Consider the following 22563-nt stretch of genomic DNA (forward strand, 5'->3'; position numbering starts at 1 on the left):
GCGCACAGCCATCGGGCAACCTCGAAAGGTGGCGCCCTCACCCGAACAGGTGCAGCCGCGACACCGCGTCCTGGGCCAGCAGCACCCCGATGATCGCCAGCACCCAGCCCAGTGCCCCGTCCAGGTGCCGGGACATCCAGGCGCTGACCAGCTGCAACGGTCGCTCGATCCGGCTGCCCAGGGCGGTACGCACGCCGAGCAGCAGCAGCGCGGGCAGCACCATCACGACGACGTATCCGGTGAGCAGCGCCACTCGCCCGGGTGCCCCCACGTCCGCCGCCGTCAGCAGACCGATCGCCGCCAGGTACGGCACCATCGACAGCACCTCGATGCCCGCGGCGGTGACGCCCAGCCCGGCCATCGCCCGCGGGGAGGCCTCAGCGGTCGACAGCCTGGCCTGCCAGCGCGTCGTGGGATCCGTCCCGCCGCGGCGGGCCCGGCGGCGCCGCACGCGCTTGGGCTCGAAGTAGAAGCTGAGCAGCACGAGCGCGACCCCGGCGACGAGCTGGACCCAGGCGACGACGTCGTTGCCGTCGAGCAGGCCGCGCAGCGAGCCCGCGCCGGTGATCAGGACCAGCCCGACGACGAAGTAGAACCCCGCGACCGTGGCGAGATAGACGAAGAACTGCCGCACCCGCAGCTTCGGCTCGAGCATCATCCACAACGGAATGAGCAGCGTCCCGACGCTCGTGCTGTCGACCAGGGCCAGGCCCGCCAGGGCGGCGACGAGAGTCCACTCCATCGCACGGACTCTAGGTGCCACGGGCTGTCCGGGTGCGCCCGTCCGGGACCGGGGCCGCGACCAGTGCGCCGACGTCAAGCAGTGGCCGGACGACCAGGCCAGACTGGTGGCGCTGACCGATCGCCGGTGGACGGGTGGCGAGGCTCGCGGGTATGACTGCACCCATGGCTGACGAAGATCTGCTCCGCATCCGGGAGGCCGCCGGGGCCCGCCTGGACGCCGTCGACGCGGCGGGGATCGAGGTCCCGAGCGTGGACAGCAGCGACAACGACGCCTGACCGTACGCACGGGTTGACGGCGGTAGCTCCGGTTCCGGTACCGATTGACCGAAGATACGACCCCTGGGGTCGCCGGTACCGGTTCCGGGCTGTGCGACACTTCCGGACGCTTACCGATGTGTTGCGTTTCGGAGGAAACCTCGTGGCCGCTGCGGACCCGTACCGTGATCCCTCGCTGCCCGTCGAGCAGCGGGTCGAGGATCTGCTCGGCCGGATGACCCTGGCCGAGAAGGTCGGCCAGATGCTGCAGCTCGACGCGCGCGGCGACCTCAAGGACGCGGTCAGCACCCGGCTCGCCGGCTCGATCCTGCACGCCTCGCCGCAGCGCATGCTCGAGGCGATCGACCTGGCCGCGGGCACCCGGCTGGGCATTCCGCTGATCACCGCCGAGGACTGCATCCACGGGCACGGCTTCTGGCCCGGCGCGACGGTCTTCCCGACCCAGCTCGCCATGGCCGCCAGCTGGGACGCGGGACTGGTCGAGCGGGTGGCCCGGACCACGGCCGTCGAGGTCTCGGCGACCGGCATCCACTGGACCTTCTCCCCCGTGCTGTGCATCACCCGGGACCTGCGCTGGGGCCGGGTGGACGAAACTTTCGGCGAGGATCCGTTCCTGATCGGGGAGCTGGGCGCCGCGATGGTCCGCGGCTACCAGGGCGACGGCCTGAGCGACCCGACCGCCGTGCTGGCCTCGGCCAAGCACTTCGCCGGCTACTCCGAGACCCAGGGCGGGCGCGACGCCAGCGAGGCCGACCTGAGCCCGCGCAAGCTGCGCTCCTGGTTCCTGCCGCCGTTCGAGCGGGTCGCCCGCGAGGGCTGTGCCACCTTCATGCTCGGCTACCAGTCGATGGACGGCGTGCCGATCACCCTCAACCGGTGGCTGCTCAACGACGTGCTCAAGCAGGAGTGGGGCTTCACCGGCACGCTGGTCACCGACTGGGACAACGTCGGCCGGATGGTCTGGGAGCAGAAGGTCTGCGCCGACCTGGTCGACGCGGCCGCGCAGGCCGTGCGGGCGGGCAACGACCTGGTGATGACCACCCCGGGCTTCTTCGAGGGCGCGCAGACCGCCGTCGAGCAGGGCCGGATCAGCGAGGACGAGATCGACGCGGCGGTCCGGCGGATCCTGCGGCTCAAGTTCGAGTTCGGCCTCTTCGAGAACCCGCGGGCCCCCGACGCCGTACGGCAGGCGGCCGTGATCGGCCACCGCGACCACGCCGCGCTCAACCTCGAGATCGCCCGCCGCTCGCTGGTGCTGCTGCGCAACGACGGCACGCTGCCGCTGGCCGGTGGCCTGGTCGCCGGCGCGGACGGCCGCGCGTCGGGTGCCACCGGCGCCCGGACCGTCGCGGTCATCGGCCCGAACGCGGACGCCCCGCAGTCCCAGCTGGGCGACTGGGCCGGCGCCTCCGGCCAGGTCGACTGGATGCCCGACGGCCAGCCCCGCGAGCTGATCGAGACGGTGCTCGACGGCTTCCGGTCCGTCGCTCCGGCCGGCTGGACCATCACCACCGCCCTGGGTGCCGAGATCGAGCGGCTGGTGCCGGACCCGGCCGGCGCGACGTACCCGGACGGGCAGCCGCGGCCGCCGATCTCCGAGCCCGCCACCGCCGACCCCGCGCTCATCGCCGAGGCCGTGGCCACCGCGCGCGCCGCCGACTACGCGATCGTCGTGGTCGGTGACACCGTCGCGCTGACCGGGGAGAGCAAGTCCACCGCGACGCTGGAGCTGCAGGGCGGTCAGATCGCGCTGCTGGACGCGCTCGCGGAGCTCGACACCCCGGTGGTGCTGGTGCTGCTGAACTCCAAGCCGGCCGCGCTGCCGCCGTCCGCGCTGGCCTCGGCCGCGATCGTGCAGGCGTTCAACCCCGGCATGCGCGGCGGCCGGGCCCTGGCCGAGCTGGTGTTCGGGCTGGTCGAGCCGACCGGGCGGATGCCGCTGTCGGCGGCCCGGCACGTCGGTCAGCAGCCGGTCTACTACAACCAGATCCGCGGGCAGCACGGCACCCGCTACGCGGACCTGACCCAGGACCCGCTGTTCGCCTTCGGCGAGGGCCTGAGCTACACCACGATCGAGTACGCCGACCTGACGATCGCCCAGCCGCGGGTGAGCGCCGACGGCACGGTCCGGGCGAGTGTCCGGCTCACCAACACCGGTACGCGGCCGGCGCTGGAGACCGTGCAGGTCTACATCAGCGACCTGGTCACCAGTGTCACCTGGGCGGCGCGGGAGCTGAAGGCGTACCGGCAGGTGCTGGTGCCCGCGGGCGAGAGTGTCACGGTCGCCCTCGAGCTGGCTGCGGCCGACTGCTCGCTGGTCACCGCCGACGCCCGCCGGGTCGTCGAGCCCGGCGACTTCGACCTGCTGGTGGGCCCCAGCTCCCGGCCGGAGAGCCTGCTCAGCGCCCGCTTCAGCATCGGCTGACCCGCTGGCGGCGGGGTTCTATGCTGCCGTGATGGCAGCGTGTCCCGAGCTGACCGTCGCGCGCCGCCCGCGGCGCGACGAGGGTTTCTTCGGGGTAACCCCGAGGGCGCAGGATTGACCACCGCAGCGCATCGCCGGCGCGCCTCTGCGCTTCGCGCAGCTCGGCGCAGGCACGACCGGGCATCGTCGGGGCACGCTGCCACCACCGTCGGGCGGGACGCGACGGCGCTGGCCGACGCTCTGCTGACCACGTCGTGGCGGCGGGCGGCGCTGCTCCGGGCGGCCTGGGTGGTCTTCGGACGGCGGGCACGCTGGGTGCGTCCGGCGGTGGACGCGGTGCTCCGGGCGTACCGGGAGGCACCCGGCGACCGGCCGCGGGAGCTGGCCGGCTTCCTCGCCGCGAGCGGGCGCCTGGGCGCGCACCGCACGGTCGTCCGGCACCGCCTGGTCGCGCCGACCAGGACCACCCGGATGCGCTGGCCGGCACCAGCCATCGACGACCTGGGGGCCCTGGCCGATTTCCTGTCCCTCGACGGCGACATGATGGACTGGTTCGCCGACCGGCGGGAGATCAACCGGTACGCCCGCGACGAACGCCTGCGCCACTACCGCTACACCTGGCTGCCGCACCGGCTGATCGAGGCGCCCAAGCCGATGCTGCGCGACCTGCAGCGGCGGCTGCTGGCCGAGGTCCTCGCCGGGATGCCGGTGCACGAGCGGGTCCACGGCTTCGTGCCCGGGCGCGGCGTGCACACCTTCGCGGCCTCGCACACCGGGCAGGAGGTGCTGGTCAGCCTGGACCTGCGGGCGTTCTTCTCCAGCATCACGGCCGCCCGGGTGTACGCGGTGTTCCGCCAGGCCGGCTATCCGGAGCCGGTGGCCCACACGCTGACCGCCCTGACCACCACCCGGACGCCGGCGCACGTGCTGCGTGACGCTCCCGACGCCACGCGCGCGGCGTTGCTGCGCCGGCCCCACCTGCCGCAGGGCGCGCCGACCTCGCCCGCGCTGGCCAACCTGTGCGCGTTCCGGCTGGACCGGCGGCTGACCGGCCTGGCCGACCGCTTCGGCCTGCACTACTCCCGCTACGCCGACGACCTGGCCTTCTCCGGCACGGTGGGCGACCGCCGGGTCGGCGACCTGATCTCGTACGTGCGCGCCATCGTGACCGAGGAGGGTTTCCGGACGCATCCCGGCAAGACCCGGGTCCGCCGGCAGGGAGACCGTCAGCTGCTGGCCGGCCTGGTGGTCAACGCACGACCGGCCGTGGCCCGCGAGGACTACGACCGGCTGCGGGCGGTCCTGCACAACGCCGGCCGGCACGGGCTGGCCGCCGCCAACCGGGAGGGTCATCCGGATTTCGCCGCCCACCTGGCCGGCCGGGTCGCCTGGATGGCCCACCGCCATCCCACCCGCGCCGCGAAGCTGCACAGCCTGCTCCGGTCGGCCGTCGCCGCCGACCGGCAGTGACCTACCGGGGCTGGGATCGGTGCTGACGCCAGGCCGCCAGGGCGTCCTGGCGGCCGGCGCCGGGATGGTCGAGCCGCCACTGCCGCAGAAACGCGTTGAGCTCGAACTGCGCACCGATCGGCCGCTGCTGCGCCGCCTGCGCCCGGGTGGCGTGCCAATGGGCCACCGCGGCGCCCAGCGTCTGTCCCGCCCCGTCGGCGACGAAAGCCCGCATGAACTCGTCGAAGGTGAAGCCCGGGCCGATCTGCTGCCGGAAGAAGTCGCGGAGCAGCTGGCTGCACCGCTGGCCGGGCGGAATGATCGTGTCGGCCGACACCGGCGCCGTCAGCTGACGGCCCGCCGGGGCCCGCGGCACCGGCGCGGAAGGCGCCGCGCCGTCCAGGGCGGCGGCCAGCCGGTCAGCCAGCGCGGCCTTGCCCCCACCGCGCGGCACGCCCAGCGTCCGGGCCAGTGCCGTGAGCTCCGCCAGGGTCCAATACCACCGGGTCAGCTCGGCGCCGGACAGCGCGGGTGACAGCGCGGGTCGGTGCTCGGTCATGCCCGCGATTGTGTCCGGCGGGTACGACATTCCGCTGCGCCGGTCGACGCCGGTAAGCTGACGGCGACCCCGGGAGAGTGAGTGAAGCGGCCTACGATCGCCGATGTCGCGCGGCATGCCGGCGTCTCGAAAGGCGCGGTGTCGTACGCGCTGAACGGCCAGCCAGGAGTCTCGGACAGCACCCGCGAGCGCATCCTCGCCGTCGCCCGGGACATCGGTTTCAGCCCCAGCAACGCGGCCCGCGCGCTGTCGCGGGCGAGCGCGAACGCCGTCGGCCTGGCCCCGTGCCGGCCGGCCAAGATCCTCGGCGTCGAGCCCTGGTTCATGGGCCTGATCAGCGGCTTCGAGCAGGAGCTGGCGAGCCGCTCCTACGCGCTGACCCTGCAGGTGGTCTCGACCCCCGAGGAGGAGGTCGAGGTCTACCGGCGCTGGTGGGGCGAGCGGCGCATCGACGGCGTGATCCTCACCGACCTGCGCGAGGACGACGTCCGCATCCCGGTGCTGCAGGAGCTCGAGCTGCCGGCCGTGATCCTGGGCGGTCCGGCCGACACCGGCACGATCCCGCAGCTCTGGTCCGACGACACCGGCTCGATGACCGAGGCCGTGCGCTACCTCGCCGCGCTGGGCCACCGCCGGATCGCCCGGGTGAGCGGGCTCACCAGCCTGCTGCACACCCACGAGCGGACCCGCGCCTTCGTCGAGGCGTGCCGGACGCTCGGCCTGCCCGACGCGGTCACCGCGCAGGCGGACTACACCGGTGAGGAAGGCGGCCGGGCCACCCGGCGCCTGCTGATCGGCACCGACCGGCCCACCGCGATCATCTATGACAACGACGTCATGGCGGTGGCCGGCCTCGCCGCGGCCCAGGAGATGGGCCTGTCCGTGCCGGCCGACCTGTCCATCGTGGCCTGGGACGACTCGCTGCTGTGCAGCCTGGTGCACCCGCCGCTGACCACCCTGAGCCGGGACATCCCCGGGTACGGCGCGCAGGCGGCCCGCCAGCTGCTCAAGGTGATCGACGGCGAAAAGGTGGACAGCGCCGAGGGCAGCGCCGCCCACCTGACCACCCGGGGCAGCACGGCCCCGCCACGCTGACCGCACATCCGGTTCGTTCCCCGTCCGGCGGGCAAGATGATCGCAAGCAGCTGGCGAGAGGAATGACATGACCCGGATCGCGGTGACCGGCGGAAGCGGCAAGCTGGGCCGGGCGGTGCTCGCGGACCTGGCCGCGCACGGCAACGAGGTGGTCAACCTCGACGTCGCGGCCCCGCGCCCGGCCCTGAAGATCGACCTGACCGACTACGGGCAGACCGTCGAGGCGCTCACCGCCATCGACGACCGCTACGACAAGATCGACGCGGTGGTGCACCTGGCGGCGATCCCGGCGCCGGGCCTGATCCCGAACGCGGCGACGTTCCAGAACAACATCACGGCCACCTACAACGTCTTCTCGGCGGCGCGGCTGGCCGGGATCACCAACGTGGTGTGGGCGTCCAGCGAGACCGTGCTCGGGCTGCCGTTCACCACGCCGCCGCCGTACATCCCGGTGGACGAGGAGTATCCGGCCCGCCCGGAGTCGACGTACTCGCTGGTCAAGCACCTCGAGGAGACGATGGCCGCGCAGTTCTGCCGGTGGAACCCCGAGCTGACGATGATCGGGCTGCGCTTCTCCAACGTGATGGACCCCGAGGACTACGCGGAGTTCCCGTCGTTCGACGCCGATCCGCGCAGCCGCAGCTGGAACCTGTGGGGCTACATCGACGCCCGCGACGGAGCACAGGCGGTGCGCAAGGCGCTGGCGTACGGGACGCCCGGCGTGGAGGTCTTCGTCATCGCCAACGCCGACACCGTGATGAGCCGGTCGAGTGCCTCGCTGGCGGCGGAGGTCTTTCCCGGCGTACCGGTGACCAAGGAGCTCGGGGAGCACGAGACGCTGCTCTCGATCGACAAGGCCCGCCGGGTCCTGGGCTACGAGCCGGAGCACAGCTGGCGCGACACGGTGTCGTGACGGCCGGATCTCACGGCGTGCGGAGCCGGGCTGCCGCGATCGGGCGCATCCGGTAGCCCAGCTTCTCGTAGGTCCGGATCGCCGCGACGTTGTCCCGGTCGACCAGCAGCGCGACCCGGTCCCGGTCCTTGATCAGCTCGTCGGTCAGAAAGGCACAGAGCGTCGTGCCCAGGCCCTGCCCGCGGGTGCGGGCCCGGGTCGCCACGCCGGCGACAAAACCGATCTGCGGTACGGACCAGGCGTCGGCCGCCACGGCCTGCAACTGCCCGGTGGCGTCGCGCAGGCCGGCCCAGCGCCGTACCCCGGAGTCGCCGGGCCGGGCCCACGAACCCGGGTGCTCGGCCCCCAGCAGTGCGGTGACCTCGGGGATCTCGGCGTCGGCGAGCCAGCGCGGCTCGCCGGCGACCCGCACCGGCGCGGGCGCCGGGGTGGTCGTGTCCATCCAGCCGAACCGGGCCACCAGCTCGCACCCCTCGACCCGTCCGGTGAGAGCGTCGATGAGCGCCGCGTCCCCGACCGGGTTGAAGCCGGCGACCTGCGCCCGGATGCGCCGCACCAGTTCGGCGACGTCAGCGGGGCTGCCGCGCAGCGCCAGCCGGTCGCGGCGGGAGACGTCCCGGCAGGCGACGGCGGCGGCGTCACCGAGAGCCCAGGCCCGGGCCCCGGTACGCATGTCCTGCGCCGTCCACAGCAGCAGCGGGTCGTCGTCGGCGGAGATCCGGTCCAGGGCGATCATCACCGGCCATGATGCCCCGTACGCCGCCCTTGACGCCTGTTGGCATCGTCACCGGCATGATGAGGGTCTGGTTCCGGCGCGGCGTCGTGGCGGGTGCGCTGAGCGTGGCGGCGGCGGTTCTGACCATGGCGGCCGGCGATCTCTGGGTACGCGCCGAGGCACGCGGCCACGTCCACACCGTGGCAGCAGCGCCCGCGGCCCCGGTGGCACTGGTGCTCGGCGCCAAGGTGTACCCCGACGGCCGGCCCTCACCGTTCCTGGCGGCGCGGCTGGAGATCGCCCGCCAGCTGCTCCGCGCCGGCAAGGTGCGCGCGATCCTGGTCTCCGGCGACCACATGGACTGGGGTTACAACGAGCCCGGGGCGATGTTCCAGTGGCTGGTCGACCGGGGCGTGCCGAGCCAGCGGATCGTGCTGGACCACGCGGGCTTCGACACGTACGACTCGTGCGCCCGGGCCCGGAAGGTGTTCGGGGTCAGCGCCGCCATCGTGGTGACCCAGAGCTACCACATCGACCGCGCGGTGGCCCTGTGCCGCCGGCTGGGCGTCGACGCGAGCGGGGTGGGCGACGACACCGTCCGGATCTACCGCGAGCCCTGGCGCAACAGTGTGCTCCGCGAACGTGGTGCGGTGGTCAAGGCCCTCGCCGACGTCCTGTCCGGCCGTGACCCGGTCTTCCTCGGCCCGCGGGAGCCGGGCATCGAGGCGGCCCTGAACACCGGGTGAGTGGCACGGGTGTGGGATCTTCTGCTCATGCCGTCACGCCTGCCCCGACTGCTCGCCGCCACCGGCCTCGCCGTCACCGTGCTCACCCTCGCCGCCTGCTCGCAGCAGTCGGCGGAGGAGAAGCCCCCGGCCGCGCCGGCCGCCGTACCCGGATCCACCGCCCAGTTCGGTGACGGCCCGGCACCGGAGACGACCGTCTCTCCCATCGCGACGGCGACCTCGGAGAAGCCGGCAGTGCTGCTGGCCGACGGCCGCTGGCCCGGCTTCATCGCCAAGGTGGCCGGCGAGACCGTGTCCATGGACCTCGTGGAGTTCCTCACCGGGGACGCCGCCGCGGCGGCGTGGCAGAAGAAGTACCCCGACTCCGAGCAGGACTCGCCGGACAACGACTACTTCATCGTCAACGACAACACCAAGCTGCGCAGACTCCCGCTGTCCCAGGGCATCCAGGTCACGGTCGTCGGAGCGACGGGCCCGGGGACCGAGGAGGCCATCGCGGTGTCGGCCGTGGAGCAACACTTCGGCAATCTGCTCAAGGGCACCCTGTTCTGGTTCACCGTCAAGCAGGGCGAAGTGACGAAGATCGAGCAGCAGTTCCTGCCCTGACCGCGCGCCGGGGTGCGGTTATCCGCACCCCCTAGCGGGGGCCAGCACCGATGTCCCCGGCGCTTCCGGCGGCCAGGCTGGACGGCATGGAACCGGTCTTGGAGCTCAAGGACGTCGCCCGCACCTTCCCCCGCGGGATCGTGGCCCTGCAACAGGTCAGCCTGTCCGTGGGCGCCGGCGAGTTCGTCGCGGTCATGGGGGCGACCGGGTCGGGCAAGAGCACGCTGCTGCACTGCGCCGCCGGACTCGACCGGCCCAGCTCGGGCTCGGTCCGGCTGGCCGGCCGCGAGATCAGCCGGCTGCGGGAGCGACCCCTGACCCGGTGGCGGCGCGACCGGGTCGGCTTCGTCTTCCAGTCCTACAACCTGCTCTCCGAGCTGACCGTGCGGCAGAATCTGGCGCTGCCCGGCCGGCTCGGCGGCCCGCGCCGGCGCGGCATCGACGAGGTGCTGGCGGCGGTCGGGCTGCAGGGCACCGGGTCCCGTCCGGTGGGCGAGCTCTCCGGCGGCCAGCGCCAGCGCGTGGCGATCGCCCGGGCCCTGGTCACCGGCCCGTCGGTCATCTTCGCGGACGAGCCCACGGGGGCGCTCGACCCGACGACCGGCGGCCAGATCCTCGGCCTGCTGCGCCGCGCGGTCGACCGGGACGGGGTGACCGTACTGATGGTCACCCACGACCCGGTCGCGGCGGCCTGGAGCGACCGGCTGGTGCTGCTGCGCGCGGGCACCGTGGCCACGGACGCGGCCACCCCGGACGCCCCGGCCATCGCCGACCGGCTCCGCGCGGTCTCCACGGCGGTGGCGGCATGATCCGGCAGGCGTTGCGGGCCGGCCCGTGGTCGTTCCTCGGGCCGTTCTCCACCCAGCTGCTGGCCGCGGCGCTGGTCACGGCCGGGCTCGGGATCACCACCTCGTTCGGCCGGGCCCCGCTGGACGCCGCGGCCCGGCAGGCGCTGACCGACAGCGGCCTCACCGAGATCGCGATCATCTTCGTGATGATCGCGATCTACCTGTCGATCATCATCGTCGGCGTGACCATGGCGGCCACGATCGCGCAGCAGGCCCGCGACATCGCCCTGGTCCGCGCTATCGGCGCCACCCCCGGCCGGGTCCGCCGCGCGGTGGCCGCCCAGGCGGCGATCGTCGCGGTCCCCGCCACACTGCTCGGGGTGCCGCTGGGCACCCTCGGCGGCCGGACGTGGATCGGCGGCGTCGTGACCCACGACCTCGCCCCGGCCACGGTCACCTTCCACCCCCACCCGGCGGCGCTGCCCATCGCCCTGGCCGTCACGGTGGGAACCTCCCTGGCCGGCGCCCTGATCGCGGCGATCCGCCCGTCCCGGATGCGCCCGGCCGTGGCCCTGGCCGAGACGGCGGCACCGCGCAGGCGCATCGGCGGTCTCCGCACGGTCGCCGGGCTGATCCTGGTGACGGGGGGAACGGTCCTGTCGATCACGATCGCCGATCTGGACGCGGAAACCACCGACTCGCTGGGCCTGCTGGTGATGCTGGCCCTCTGCGTCGGCGCCGGCCTGCTGGGGCCGGCCCTGCTCCGGGTCGCCGCCCTCGCCGGCAGGCTGTTCGGTGACACCGGCCGGCTGGCCGGCGACACCATCGCCGTCCAGGCCAAGGCATTGTCCAGCGCCCTGGTGCCGCTCACCCTGGCCATCGCCTTCACCGCCGTCAAAGTCATCATCCTGAAGACCACGGAACACACGACCGGAACGGCCCCGGCGGCCGCGGACCGCTGGCTGGAGTATTCCGGCACCTCGGTCTACGCCGCCTTCGCCGCCGTGGCCGCGGTCAACACCCTGGTCACGGTGGTCCTGTCCCGCCGCCGGGACCTGGCGGTCACCCAGCTCGCCGGAGCGACCCGCAGGCGCGCGCTGGCGGTCGTGGTCTGCGAGGCTCTGCTGGTGACCGGGACAGCGCTGGTGGTCGGCGCAGCGGTGGCCGCGACGACGACGCTGCCGCTGCTGCACACCGCCCTGGGCACGTGGACGCCGTGGGTCCCGGCGAGCTGGCTGCTCACCGGCGTCCTGGGGACGACGGCGCTGGTCCTGGCGGGAACCGCCCTGCCCGCCGCCCTGGCGATGCGCCGCCCACCGATCGAGGTGGTCGGATGACCCGGCTGCGGATCGAGGTGGCCGGGTGAGCTCTCTGCCGGACGGGCCCGGTGGCGACCGCGGGTGGCAGCCTGCGATGCGCGTGCGGCGGATCGAGGTGGCCGGGTGATCGTGGTACGGGCCTGGCTCACCGCGCGCACCTGGCGGGAGCTGGCTTACCTGGTCTCGGGGGTGTTCCTCGGGCTGCCGACCTTCGTGCTGGCTGTGGTCGGCGCTGTCACCGCGGCGGCGTCGGTGCTGACCGTCGGGCTGCCTCTGCTGGTGGGTGTGCTGGCCCTGGCCCGGCTCACCCCGCGTTACTTCCGCGGCCCGGCCCGGAAGCTGCTCGGCTGGGACTGGGCCGACCCACCGCCGCCGGCCGGCGGGAGCTGGTGGGGACGGGTCCGGGCATTGCCGAGCGATCCGACGGCGTGGCGGGCGCTGGCCTACTGTCTGGCCCGCTGGCCGCTGGCGGTCGTCGGGGCGTACCCGGGGCTGTTCGCGGTGGTGGTCGCGCCGATCGGCATCACCTATCCGCTGTGGTGGTTCCTGATTCCCGGGGATGTGCAGGCGTTCGAGGCCGACACGTGGTCGCAGACCTGGATCATCGCGTCGCAGGGCCTGGCGGTCCTGCTGGCGACGCCCTGGTGGCTGCGCCTGCTCGTGCTGATCGACCGCTTCCTGGTGCGGGCCCTGCTGCACCCGAGCGAGGCCCAGCGCCGCATCGCCGAACTCGAAGCGGGCCGGGCGGCCCTGCAGTCGGACGCGGCCGCACTGCTCCGCCGGGTCGAACGCGACCTGCACGACGGCACCCAGGCCCGGCTGGTCGCCCTGGGCCTGACGCTGTCCAGGATCGAGCACCACAGCACCCAGGAACCGGTCCGCAAGCTCGCGGCGGACGCCCGCGGCACGGTCACCGAAGCACTGGCCGAGCTCCGCGACATCGTCCGCGGCATGCACCCGCCGGCGCTGGACGACGGCCTCCAGGTGGCCCTGACCACGCTGGCCGCCCGCAGCGCCGTGCCGGCGGAGGTCCGGGTCGCACTGACCGCCCGGCCACCGGACGCCACGGCATCGGCGGTGTACTTCGCGGTGGCCGAGCTGCTGACCAACGTCTCCCGCCACGCGAACGCGACCCGGGTCGGCATCGACCTCCGCACGGAGAACCACCGCCTCCGCCTGACGGTGACCGACAACGGCCGGGGCGGCGCGGCAGTCGTCACCCCGGGCGGCGCCCGATCCGCGGCAGCCGGCGCCGATACGGGCGAAACAGAGCATGTCGCCCGGACCGCTTCCTCCGGGACGGGGCTGGCGGGGCTGGCGCGGCGGGCGGCGGCGCTCGACGGTTCGCTCGCCGTGGACTCGCCGCCGGGCGGGCCGACGACGGTGACGATGATTCTTCCGGAACGGTAGTGCTGACCATGTGGTGGACGACCCCGGTGATCGGAGGCTGACGGTGCGCGTGGTGATCGCCGAGGACAATCCGTTGTTGCGGGACGGTATCGCGTTGCTGCTCGGGGAGCATGACGTGGAGGTCGTCGCCGCTGTTCCCGATGCCGGGGCGTTGCTTGCCGCCGTGGCCGCGGATCCGCCGGATGCCGCCGTTGTGGATGTGCGGATGCCGCCCACGTACACCGATGAGGGTCTGCGGGCGGCGTTGACGATCAGGTCCGCGTACCCCTCGGTCGGGGTGCTGGTTTTCTCCCAGTGGGTCGAGACCGGTTATGCGCGGCAGTTGCTCTCCGAGAACGCCGGGCGGGTCGGTTATCTGCTCAAGGACCGGATCGTCAGCACCGACGAGTTCGTCGGGGCGCTGCGGCGGGTCGCGGACGGCGGTACGGCCCTGGACCCCGAGGTGGTACGGCAGTTGCTCGCCGCGCCGGCCGTCGATGCGGGGCTGGCCCGGCTCAGTGGCCGGGAGCGCGAGATTCTCGGGCTGCTCGCCGAGGGACGGTCCAACGTGGCCATCGCCGAAGCCCTGCACCTGGTGGAACGCAGCGTCGAGAAGCACGTCACCGCCATCTTCACCAAGCTCGACCTGCCCCAGGCGCGCACCGACCACCGCCGGGTGCTCGCCGTGCTGCGATACCTCCGGGCATGAGCGGGCGTGGTGTACGTTGCCGCGTGGTCCACCGTCCGTCCATTGAGGGAGAACGATGTCAACCAGCATGTCCCGCCGTTCGGCACTCGGTCTCGGCGCCGCGGCAGCAGTCGCGGGTGTCGGCGTGAGCAGCCCCGCCCAGGCCGCGGCGGCCGGCCCGGCGAGCATCAAGAAGGTGTACGCGAAGGAGAAGGCCAAGGCCGGCGGCCTCTGGCACACCCACATCGCGGCCGTGGACGCCACCGGCGCGATCAAGCCCATCGTCGAGGACGACGCCGACCACGTCACGTACGGCTACAGCGTGCAGAAGCTTGCCGTCGCCACCGCCGTCATGGACAAGATCGACCGTGGTCAGCTGACCCTGGGCACCAAGCTGGACCTCAACGCCGACATCATCCTCGACGGCTCCGGCATCTACCACCTGCACCGCGTCTACGGCGACGAGATCACGGTGGCGAACTTCCTGACCGCGATGCTGCTGGTCTCGGACAACACGGCGGTCCGCATGTGCGGGCGGGTGGTGCCGGCGCTGGAGATCAACGAGATCCTCGCGGCCAAGGGCTTCGTGCACACCCGGGTCGAGCCGGTGGCCAACCCGAACCGCTTCTTCCTGGGCCCGACGACGCCGCGCGAGATGCACGACCTGCTGTGGCGCCTGGCGACCAAGACGCTGCTGAAGCCGGAGTCGTGCGACTTCCTGCTGAGCATCACCCGCTGGATCAACGGCTACCACGACGGCGTCCGCCGGGTCATGTCCTCCAAGGAGCGTGAGCGGATCGCGACCAAGTACGGCGCCGACGACAACGACCTGGGCGAGTCCCGGCACGAGGTCGGCATCATGTTCAGCGCGGACGGGGTGCCGCTGCTGACGTACGCGATGTTCGCCGAGGGCCTGGGCGACCCGGGGAACTACGGCGCGACCCACCCGGCGGTGCAGGCCCACGCCAAGATCGGGCGGACCATGCTGGACAACCTGCCGGCCGTGCCGACGACCGCAAAGGCGCGCACGGCGGTGCCGCGCTCGCTGCCCAAGCCGTTCAGCCCGGTCAGCGGCGGCTGATTTCCTGAGACGCGGTCACGGCATGGCGGAGTGCATGCCGTGGCCGCGACGGGGTTCAACCCTTACGGGAGGTCGCTGTCGCCGCCCAGGTTGTCGATCACTCGGCGCAGGATCGTGAGCGTGGCCGCGTACTCCTGCGGGGTTATGCCTTTGTGCATCTCCTCGTGGGCCCGCATGTTGCGCTCCCGGGCCCGCAGGCGGCCCTGCTCCCCCACCTCGCTCAGCGTCAGCGACCCGTCCCCGGCCCGCACCACCCAGCCGCGCCCCTCCAGATCGTCGAAGACCGCCGCGAAATCCGTCCCCTGGTCGTCGAAGGGCGTCAGCCGCTCGGTCAGCCCGCCGCGCTCCCACCTCCCGGGCGCGCCGGCCACGTGGTTCAGGATCCACCAGTGCGGCTGGGTCAGCTGTTCCACCGCCAGCTCCGCGCGGATCCGCCCGACGACCGCCCGGTACGCCGCGCCGGTCCAGTAACCGATCGGCTGCGCCGTCAGTTCCGCCTCCGAGTACGTCTTCATCGCCACGTCGTGACGCTAGAACCTCAACCGGGCTGGAGGTCAAGGGCCGAGTTCTGACATCGATGAGCATGGACATCTGCCCCGGGGTGGACGACGATGCTGGGGTATGACGGATCACCGCGAAAAGCCCATCTCGTCGCGGCGCGCCTTCCTCGCGGCCTCCGCGGGCGTCGCGGCGGCGCCGGTCCTCGGGGCCCGCGCCGCCCATGCCCGCGGACGCGGGTTGCACGGCCAGTCGCCCGACAAGCAGCTGCGGGCGCTGCTGCGCGAGATCGACCCCAACCGGATCGGCGCCATCGTCACCCGGCTGGCCGCGTTCGGCACCCGGCACACCCTGTCCGCCCAGGACGATCCGGCGCGCGGCATCGGCGCGGCCCGGGACTGGATCTTCGAGCAGCTCACCGCCTACGCGGCGGCCTCCGACGGCCGGATGACCGTCGAGCTGCAGTCGTTCGTCCAGCCGGTCTCCCCGCGCATTCCGGTGCCGACCAGGATCACCAACATCGTCGCCACGCTGCGCGGCGACACCGACCCCGGCCGGGTGTACGTCGTGACCGGCCACTACGACTCACGGGCCTCCGACGTGCTGGACGCCACCAGCGACGCCCCGGGCGCCGACGACGACGCGTCCGGCGTGGCGGCGATCATGGAGCTGGCCCGGGTGATGGCGGCCCGGCACACCGAGGCCACCGTCGTCTTCGCCGCCGTCGCGGGCGAGGAGCAGGGCCTGTACGGCTCCGACCACATGGCCCAGCAGTTCAAGAATGCCGGCACCGACGTGCAGGCCATGTTCAGCAACGACATCATCGGCACCGGCGACGCGCACGACGGCTCGTCCTCGGATCCCCGCACGGTCCGGTTGTTCGTCGAGGGAGTGCCCACCGCCGAGACCGCCGCCGAGGCCACCGTCCGCAAGTCGGTCGGCGGCGAGAACGACGGACCGTCGCGCCAGCTCGGCCGCTTCGTCCGGGACGTGGCGGAGAATCCGCAGACCGGCATGAAGGTGCGGGTCGTCTGGCGCCGCGACCGCTACCTGCGCGGCAGCGACCACATCTCGTTCCTGCTGCGCGGCTATCCGGCGGCCCGCCTCACCGAGCCCCGGGAGAACTTCGCGCACGAGCACCAGGACGTCCGCGTCGAGAACGGCATCCAGTACGGCGACCTGGTCGAGTTCTGCGACTTCAAGTACATCGCCCGGGTGGCCCGGGTGAACGCGGCCGCCCTGTGGTCGCTGGCCCAGGCCCCGGGCACACCCAAGGGCGTGGTGATCGACACCACCCAGCTGACCAACGAGACGACCCTGCGCTGGCAGCGCGGCACCAGCGCCGACCTGGCCGGTTACGAGGTGGTCTGGCGCGAGACCACCGCCCCGGACTGGACCAACGTGCTGGCGGTCGGCGACGTGACCACGGTGACGATCGACCTGTCGAAGGACAACGTCTTCTTCGGGGTACGCGCCGTGGACCGCGCCGGTCACCGCAGCCCGGTGGCGGCCCCGCTGCCGGCGAGCTGAGTCCCGCCACCCCGGCGGCGTAATGTCGCCCCGCGGGCTGACCATGCCCCGGGACCGGGAGGAACGGCGTGTCGTACGGCTATCTGGCAACCATCCGCACCAAGGAGGGCCACCGCGACGAGGTCGTGGAGATCCTGCTCAGCGGCGTGGACGGGCTGCGCGCGGCGGGCTGCCGGCTGTACGTGGTCGGCGTGTCCGAGACCGAGCCCGACCTGATCTGGGTCAACGAGGTCTGGGACAGCAGGGACCACCACGCGGCCTCCCTGCAGCTGTCGGAGACCAGGGCGGCCATCGCCCGGGCGATGCCCATGCTGACGGGCGAGTTCACCGGTCAGGAGCTGACGATCGCCGGCGGGCTCATGTGACCGGCTTCCCCGCCGGCACGCCTGACGAGCTGGAGCTCTGGCGTTCCTGCGCGGGGCGGTGCTGCGCAAGGTGGGCGGCATCACCGACGAGCAGTCCCGCTGGCGCCCGGAGGGCAAGCTGCTGCCGTTGCTCGGGCTGGTCAACCACCTCACCCACGTCGAGTGGCGCTGGATCGACGGCGAGATGCTGGACCGGCCGACCGGCAAGAGCGAGGACGAATACTTCCCGGGGCCGGCGCTGACGATCGAGGACGCGATCCGGGCGTACCGCGAGCGGGCCGCGGCGACCGACGCCGCGGTCCGAGAGCTGGGAGACCTGGGTACGCCGGCGCGCGCCGGCGACGGCACGGATCTACGCTTCGTGCTCATCCACTTGATCAACGAGACCGCCCGGCACGCGGGTCACGCCGACGCCGTCCGCGAGCTGCTCGACGGTACGACGGGAGAATGAGTTGACGATCTCGGGCAGCGCCCTGGTCACCGGTGCCTCGCGGGGTCTGGGCGCGCAGATCGCCCGGCGCCTCGCCGCCGACGGCCGGCCGGTCGCCGTGAACTACCGCTCCGACCGGGCGGGCGCGGAGAAGGTGGTGGCCGACATCGTCGCGGCCGGGGGCCGGGCGGCCGCGTTCGGCGCCGACGTGACCGACGAGGCCGAGGTCGCGGCGCTGGTGACCGCGGTCGCCGCCGAGCTGGGCCCGGTGCAGGTGGTGGTGGCCAACGCGACCGGGCCGCAGCCGCTCGCCCCGGCTGCCGAGGTCTCCTGGCAGGCCCACCTGGACCAGCTGGTGTTCTTCGTGAAGAGCCCGACGCTGCTGTTGCAGGCCACCCTGCCGGGCATGCGGAAGCTGGGCTCGGGCCGCTTCATCCACATCGGCTCCGACTCGTTCGAGCGGGCGCTGCCGGGCGCCTCGGCCTACAACGCGGCGAAGGGCGCCCAGATCGGCTTGGCCCGCACCTGGGCGCGGGAGCTCGGCGCGGACGGCATCACGGTGAACGTGGTGGCGCCGGGCTGGATCCCGGTCGAACGCCACGGGGTGGTCACGGCCGAGGACAGCGCCGGGTACGTGCGTGACGTGCCCCTGGGCCGGCTGGGCCGGCCCGAGGACATCGCCGACGTGGTGGCGTTCGTGGCGAGCGACGCGTCCCGGTTCATGACGGGCGAACGCCTGACCGTCAACGGCGGCCATACCATCGACTGACCCGGGGCCGCCGGCCCGGGCCGGCGGCCGTGAGCCAGTAGGGTCACTCGGCATGAAACTGCGTGAGGACGAGGTACGGGTACCGGCGTCCGGCTACGAGATCCGCTCGGTGGTCATCAGCCCGGTGGGCGACGGCCCGTGGCCGGGTGTGCTGCTGTACACCGACATCTTCCAGCTGACCGAGTCGACGCTGCGCACCGCGCGGCGGCTGGCCTCGGCCGGCTTCGTCGTCTGCGTGCCGGAGATCTACCCGCGCACGGAGCTGGCCGGCGTGGTGCTGGAGTTCGACGACGCCGGCAAGCAGGCCGGCCTGGCCGGGGCGGCCGCGACCACCACCGCGCAGTTCGACGAGGACCGGGTCGCGGTGCTCGACTTCCTGGAGCAGCGCGCCGACGTCACGACGCTGTTCGCCACGGGCTTCTGCATCGGCGGTCACCTCGTGTTCCGGGCCGCGTTCGACCCGCGGGTGGCGGCCACCGTGTGCTTCTATCCCACCGGGCTGCACAACGGCGCGCTGGGTGCCGACGCCGACGCGGGATCCCTCGCCCGCGCCGCCGACATCCGGGGCCGATTGATGATCGTCTTCGGCTCCCAGGACCCGCACGTGCCCGCCGGCGCCCGCGCCGAGATCCTGTCCGCCCTGTACGCCGCCGGCCAGGACGACCTCGAGCTGCACGTCTACCGGGGCGGCGAGCACGCGTTCATGCGCGACGTCGGCGCCCGGCACGACCCGGTCCTGACCGACCTGGCCCTGACCGAGGCGGTCTCGTTCCTGACCGCCCGGTGATACCCGGACGGTGACACCGGCGGGGCGGAGCGCGGCGGATCCGGCCGGTTGTCCTTAGGCTCGAGGCATGCTCATCACCGTTGTGGCCGACTACGGCACCGGGGACCTCGCGTTCGCCGAGGTCCGTCAGACGTTCGCGGAGCTGCTGCCCGAGGCCCGGGTCGAAGCGCTCTCCGTGCCACCGTTCGACACGGTCGGCGCCGGGTTCTGCGTGGCCCAGCTGGCCTTCGGGTCCGGCCCCGCCGACCGGGTGATCTACGCCAACGTGGCGCCCCGCCAGGACGAGGAGCAGGCGCGTGCGGACAACGCCGGGGAGCGGCTGGTCGCGGCGCGCCTGCCCTCCGGCGTGCTGGTCGTCGGCGTGGACTCCGGGGCCAGCCTGTCCTTCCTCGCCGACGAGGGTGTGCCGCTGCACGCGGTGAAGGTGCCCGACGCCGGCTCGCAGTTCCGCTCCCGCGACGTGTTCCCGGCCGCGGTCGCGGGCCTGGTCCGCGGCGACGACGACCTGCTCGGCGAGGTGGTCCCGATCGGTACGGCCCCGCAGCGCGCGGTCGTCTACACCGACGGCTACGGCAACCTCAAGACCAGCTGGTTCGAGGCGCCGGCGGAGACCGGCACGACCGTCCGGGTACGCATCGGCGGCACCGAGGCCGAGGCCGTGGTCAGCGACGGCGTGTTCGCCGTACCGGCCGGGCAGGTGTCGTTCGCGCCGGGCAGCTCCGGCTGGCCCAGCGGCACCGGCGGCGGCGACCGGATGTGCTTCGAGCTGCTGGCCCGCGGCGGGAACGCGGCCGAGCTCTTCGGCTACCCGGCCGCCGGCACCCCGGTCGAGATCGTGAGCTGACGTCCCACGGACAACAGCGAACGGCCGGGATCTCCCGCAGGAGCTCCCGGCCGTCACCCCAGTTCGATCAGGCGCCGCGGAGTACCGCTCCGACCCGCGACGCCGCCAGTGCCACCGCCGCGTCCCGGGCCGCCACGGCCTCCTCGACCGTCAGCGTCCGGTCCGGCGCGCGGAACGTCAGGTTGTACGCCAGGCTCTTCAGCCCCGCGCCGACCTGCTCCGAGGCGTACACGTCGAAGAGCCGGACCGCCTCCAGCAGCGGGCCCGCCCCCTCGGTCAGCGCGGCCTCGACCTCCGCCGCCGGCACCGCCTGGTCCACCACCAGCGCCACGTCGATCAGCGCCGGCGGGAACGTGGAGATCCGCTGGGCCTGGATCACCGGTACCGCCGGGATCGCGTCCAGGTCCAGCTCCATCGCGCAGGTGCGCTTCGGCAGTTCCAGGGCCGAGATCACGCCCGGGTGCAACTCGCCCGCGTACCCGATGACCGTGCCGTCGACCGCGATCGCCGCGCACCGGCCCGGATGCCACGGGGCGTACTCGGCAGCCCGTACCGTGATCCGGTCCGGGGTCATGCCCGCCGCCGACAGCGCGACGCGCGCCGCCTCGATCGCGTCCGACCAGGTCGCGGGCCGGCCCGCGCCCCACCAGCCGGCCGGCGCCGCGTCCCCGGTCAGGACCGCGGCCAGGTGCCACGGCTGCTCGGGGACGATGGCGTTCGCCGCCGCCCAGTCCTCGTCGGACGGGCCGTGCTCCACCCCGAGCACCGGCGGCGCGACGGCCGTCAGGTGCGGCAGGAAGACCGTGCCGGTCTCGTAGAGCGCGAGATCGCGCTCACCGCGGCCCAGGTTGCGCTTGAGCGTGCCGAGCAGCGGCGCCAGCAGCGAGGTGCGCAGCAGCGGCTCCTGCTCGGACATCGGGTTGGTGAGCCGCACGGCGCTGCGCCGGGGGTCGTCAGCGGCCAGGCCGAACGCGTCCGCCGCACCGGGCGCCACGAACGGGTACGACAGCACCTCGACGTAGCCGTTCTCGGCCATCGCCCGACCGACCGTGCGCCGGCGCAGCTGGCCGGGGGTGAGCCGGCCGCCGCCGCGCACCGGCGGCAGGATGCTCGGGATGGCGTCGTAGCCGCCGAGCCGGGCCACCTCCTCGACCAGGTCGATCGGCGCCACCAGGTCGGGCCGCCAGGACGGCGGGGTGACCTCGAGCGGCTCGACCCCGCGCACCGTGCAGCCGACCTGGCCGAGCAGCGCGGTGATCCGCTCGGTGTCGTAGGCCAGGCCGATCCGCCGGGTCGCCAGGGTCGTGTCGAGCAGCACCGGGGCCGGCGCGGCGACGTGGTCGATGTCCAGCACCCGCTCGTCCACGGTGCCGCCCGCGTGCTCGGTGAGCAGGGCGACCGCCCGGTCCAGGGCGACCAGCGGCAGTTGCGGGTCGACGCCGCGCTCCCAGCGCTTCGCCGCCTCGCTGAACAGCTTGTGCCGGCGCGCCGTGCGACCGACCATCACCGGGTCCCAGTGGGCGGCCTCCAGCAGCACGTCCACCGTGTCCGGCTGCACCTCGCTGGTCTCGCCGCCCATGACCGCGGCCAGCGAGATCGGCCCGGAGTCGTCGCAGATCACCATGTCCTCGGCGTCGAGCACGCGCGCGACACCGTCCAGGGTGGTCAGCTTCTCGCCCGGGCGGGCCCGGCGCACGACCAGGCCGCCGCGCAGCAGGTTCAGATCGAACGCGTGCATCGGCTGGCCCAGCTCGAGCATCAGGTAGTTGGTGATGTCGACGGCCAGCGAGATCGTCCGCACCCCGGCGGTGACCAGCCGGCGCTGCATCCACTGCGGCGACGGCGCCGACGGGTCGATGCCGCGGACCACGCGCGCGGCGAAGCGGTCGCAGCCGACCGTGTCGTCGATCCGGACCGGGTGCGGCGGCTCGGCGGTCGCACCGGGAGCCGGCCCGGCGCCCGGGTCGGTGTACGCCGTGGCGTACGCGTACGCCAGCTCCCGGGCCACCCCGCGGATGCTCATCTCGTAACCGCGGTCCGGGGTGATCTCCACGTCGATGATCACGTCGTCGAGCCCGACGATCGGGCGCGCGTCCACCCCGGGCACGGCGGAACTCTCCGGCAGCACGATGATGCCCGAGTGGTCGCCGCTGAGCCCGAGCTCGGCGGCGGAGCAGATCATGCCGTTGGAGTTGCGCCCGTACGTCTTGCGCGCACCGATCTTGAAACCGCCGGGCAGCTCGCCGCCGGGCAGGATGACCACGACGAGGTCGCCCACGGCGAAGTTGCGGGCGCCGCAGACGATCTCCTGCGGCTCCGGGTTGCCGACGTCCACGCGGGTGAAGCGGATCGGCTTCTTGAAACCGGTCAGCTCCTCGATCTCGAGCACCCGGCCGACGACCAGGTCGCCCCGGACGGTGGCGGCCTGGTCGACGATGGACTCCACCTCGATGCCGAGGCCGACCAGCTTGCGTTCCAGCTCTTCGGCGGTGAGCACCGCCGGCAGCTGCACGTACTCGCGCAGCCAGGACAGAGACAGCTTCATGA

22 protein-coding genes are annotated in these 22563 nt (G+C 73.2%); 17 read left to right on the forward strand and 5 right to left on the reverse strand.

The window, feature by feature from the left end:
• Nucleotides 1–37 precede the first annotated feature (37 nt).
• Nucleotides 38–742, reverse strand: a complete 705-nt coding sequence (locus tag Aau02nite_RS33395) for a GAP family protein (protein WP_212992600.1) — start codon at nucleotides 740–742, stop codon at nucleotides 38–40.
• Between the two features lie 420 nt (nucleotides 743–1162).
• Between Aau02nite_RS33395 and Aau02nite_RS33400 the strand changes: the two genes are divergently transcribed.
• Both Aau02nite_RS33400 and Aau02nite_RS47530 read left to right on the forward strand, forming a co-directional pair.
• A complete protein-coding gene (locus Aau02nite_RS33400) occupies nucleotides 1163–3445 on the forward strand; it encodes an exo-beta-d-1,3/1,6-glucosidase (protein ID WP_212992601.1) in 2283 nt (760 codons plus the stop codon).
• A 114-nt stretch (nucleotides 3446–3559) separates the two neighbouring features.
• Complete coding sequence (locus tag Aau02nite_RS47530; RefSeq protein ID WP_212992602.1) at nucleotides 3560–4915, forward strand: reverse transcriptase family protein; 1356 nt, start codon at nucleotides 3560–3562, stop codon at nucleotides 4913–4915.
• Between the two features lies 1 nt (nucleotide 4916).
• Here the strand turns inward: Aau02nite_RS47530 and Aau02nite_RS33410 are convergent, their stop codons facing one another.
• Nucleotides 4917–5453, reverse strand: coding sequence for a DUF6434 domain-containing protein (locus tag Aau02nite_RS33410; protein WP_212992603.1), 537 nt, complete (start codon nucleotides 5451–5453; stop codon nucleotides 4917–4919).
• Between the two features lie 81 nt (nucleotides 5454–5534).
• On the opposite strand from Aau02nite_RS33410, the gene Aau02nite_RS33415 reads away from it, so the two are divergent.
• Nucleotides 5535–6548, forward strand: a complete 1014-nt coding sequence (locus Aau02nite_RS33415; protein WP_212992604.1) for a LacI family DNA-binding transcriptional regulator — start codon at nucleotides 5535–5537, stop codon at nucleotides 6546–6548.
• Between the two features lie 67 nt (nucleotides 6549–6615).
• Nucleotides 6616–7461, forward strand: a complete 846-nt coding sequence (locus tag Aau02nite_RS33420; protein WP_212992605.1) for an NAD-dependent epimerase/dehydratase family protein — start codon at nucleotides 6616–6618, stop codon at nucleotides 7459–7461.
• A gap of 10 nt (nucleotides 7462–7471) precedes the next feature.
• Here the strand turns inward: Aau02nite_RS33420 and Aau02nite_RS33425 are convergent, their stop codons facing one another.
• The gene (locus tag Aau02nite_RS33425) at nucleotides 7472–8197 is read right to left on the reverse strand and encodes a GNAT family N-acetyltransferase (RefSeq protein WP_246595623.1); all 726 of its coding nucleotides are present in this window, start codon (nucleotides 8195–8197) and stop codon (nucleotides 7472–7474) included.
• 56 nt (nucleotides 8198–8253) lie between these two features.
• Here Aau02nite_RS33425 and Aau02nite_RS33430 point away from each other — a divergent pair, with 56 nt between their 5' ends.
• The 7 genes from Aau02nite_RS33430 to Aau02nite_RS33460 all read left to right on the forward strand — a co-directional run bounded on the left by Aau02nite_RS33430 (nucleotide 8254) and on the right by Aau02nite_RS33460 (nucleotide 14793).
• Complete coding sequence (locus tag Aau02nite_RS33430; RefSeq protein ID WP_212992606.1) at nucleotides 8254–8922, forward strand: SanA/YdcF family protein; 669 nt, start codon at nucleotides 8254–8256, stop codon at nucleotides 8920–8922.
• Nucleotides 8923–8949: 27 nt separating this feature from the next.
• Nucleotides 8950–9528, forward strand: a complete 579-nt coding sequence (locus tag Aau02nite_RS33435; protein ID WP_212992607.1) for a hypothetical protein — start codon at nucleotides 8950–8952, stop codon at nucleotides 9526–9528.
• Between the two features lie 86 nt (nucleotides 9529–9614).
• Nucleotides 9615–10337, forward strand: a complete 723-nt coding sequence (locus tag Aau02nite_RS33440; RefSeq protein ID WP_246595624.1) for an ABC transporter ATP-binding protein — start codon at nucleotides 9615–9617, stop codon at nucleotides 10335–10337.
• Nucleotides 10334–11653 carry an FtsX-like permease family protein gene (locus Aau02nite_RS33445; RefSeq protein WP_212992609.1) on the forward strand — a complete coding sequence of 440 codons (1320 nt, stop codon included), beginning with the start codon at nucleotides 10334–10336 and terminating at the stop codon, nucleotides 11651–11653. The genes Aau02nite_RS33440 and Aau02nite_RS33445 overlap by 4 nt, the downstream gene beginning before the upstream one ends.
• A 105-nt stretch (nucleotides 11654–11758) precedes the next feature.
• On the forward strand, nucleotides 11759–13045 hold the full coding sequence (locus Aau02nite_RS33450) for a sensor histidine kinase (protein WP_212992610.1): 1287 nt from the start codon (nucleotides 11759–11761) through the stop codon (nucleotides 13043–13045).
• 43 nt (nucleotides 13046–13088) lie between these two features.
• On the forward strand, nucleotides 13089–13733 hold the full coding sequence (locus Aau02nite_RS33455; protein WP_212992611.1) for a response regulator transcription factor: 645 nt from the start codon (nucleotides 13089–13091) through the stop codon (nucleotides 13731–13733).
• Between the two features lie 55 nt (nucleotides 13734–13788).
• A complete protein-coding gene (locus Aau02nite_RS33460) occupies nucleotides 13789–14793 on the forward strand; it encodes a serine hydrolase (protein ID WP_212992612.1) in 1005 nt (334 codons plus the stop codon).
• Nucleotides 14794–14855: 62 nt separating this feature from the next.
• Here Aau02nite_RS33460 and Aau02nite_RS33465 read toward each other — a convergent pair whose 3' ends face one another.
• Nucleotides 14856–15314, reverse strand: a complete 459-nt coding sequence (locus Aau02nite_RS33465; RefSeq protein ID WP_212992613.1) for a MarR family winged helix-turn-helix transcriptional regulator — start codon at nucleotides 15312–15314, stop codon at nucleotides 14856–14858.
• A 100-nt stretch (nucleotides 15315–15414) separates the two neighbouring features.
• On the opposite strand from Aau02nite_RS33465, the gene Aau02nite_RS33470 reads away from it, so the two are divergent.
• The 6 genes from Aau02nite_RS33470 to Aau02nite_RS33495 all read left to right on the forward strand — a co-directional run bounded on the left by Aau02nite_RS33470 (nucleotide 15415) and on the right by Aau02nite_RS33495 (nucleotide 20016).
• The gene (locus Aau02nite_RS33470; protein ID WP_212992614.1) at nucleotides 15415–16821 is read left to right on the forward strand and encodes a M20/M25/M40 family metallo-hydrolase; all 1407 of its coding nucleotides are present in this window, start codon (nucleotides 15415–15417) and stop codon (nucleotides 16819–16821) included.
• A gap of 68 nt (nucleotides 16822–16889) precedes the next feature.
• Complete coding sequence (locus Aau02nite_RS33475; protein WP_212992615.1) at nucleotides 16890–17186, forward strand: putative quinol monooxygenase; 297 nt, start codon at nucleotides 16890–16892, stop codon at nucleotides 17184–17186.
• Between the two features lie 37 nt (nucleotides 17187–17223).
• A complete protein-coding gene (locus Aau02nite_RS33480; RefSeq protein ID WP_212992717.1) occupies nucleotides 17224–17637 on the forward strand; it encodes a mycothiol transferase in 414 nt (137 codons plus the stop codon).
• Nucleotide 17638: 1 nt separating this feature from the next.
• Nucleotides 17639–18385: an SDR family oxidoreductase gene (locus Aau02nite_RS33485; RefSeq protein ID WP_246595626.1), complete on the forward strand. Its 747-nt coding sequence runs from the start codon at nucleotides 17639–17641 to the stop codon at nucleotides 18383–18385.
• A gap of 52 nt (nucleotides 18386–18437) precedes the next feature.
• A complete protein-coding gene (locus Aau02nite_RS33490) occupies nucleotides 18438–19172 on the forward strand; it encodes a dienelactone hydrolase family protein (RefSeq protein WP_212992616.1) in 735 nt (244 codons plus the stop codon).
• A 67-nt stretch (nucleotides 19173–19239) separates the two neighbouring features.
• Nucleotides 19240–20016: an SAM hydrolase/SAM-dependent halogenase family protein gene (locus tag Aau02nite_RS33495; protein ID WP_212992617.1), complete on the forward strand. Its 777-nt coding sequence runs from the start codon at nucleotides 19240–19242 to the stop codon at nucleotides 20014–20016.
• 67 nt (nucleotides 20017–20083) lie between these two features.
• Here Aau02nite_RS33495 and pheT read toward each other — a convergent pair whose 3' ends face one another.
• Nucleotides 20084–22561 carry a phenylalanine--tRNA ligase subunit beta gene (pheT, locus tag Aau02nite_RS33500; protein ID WP_212992618.1) on the reverse strand — a complete coding sequence of 826 codons (2478 nt, stop codon included), beginning with the start codon at nucleotides 22559–22561 and terminating at the stop codon, nucleotides 20084–20086.
• Nucleotides 22562–22563 lie beyond the last annotated feature (2 nt).

This window comes from Actinoplanes auranticolor (genome assembly GCF_018332655.1).
Lineage (GTDB): Bacteria > Actinomycetota > Actinomycetes > Mycobacteriales > Micromonosporaceae > Actinoplanes > Actinoplanes auranticolor.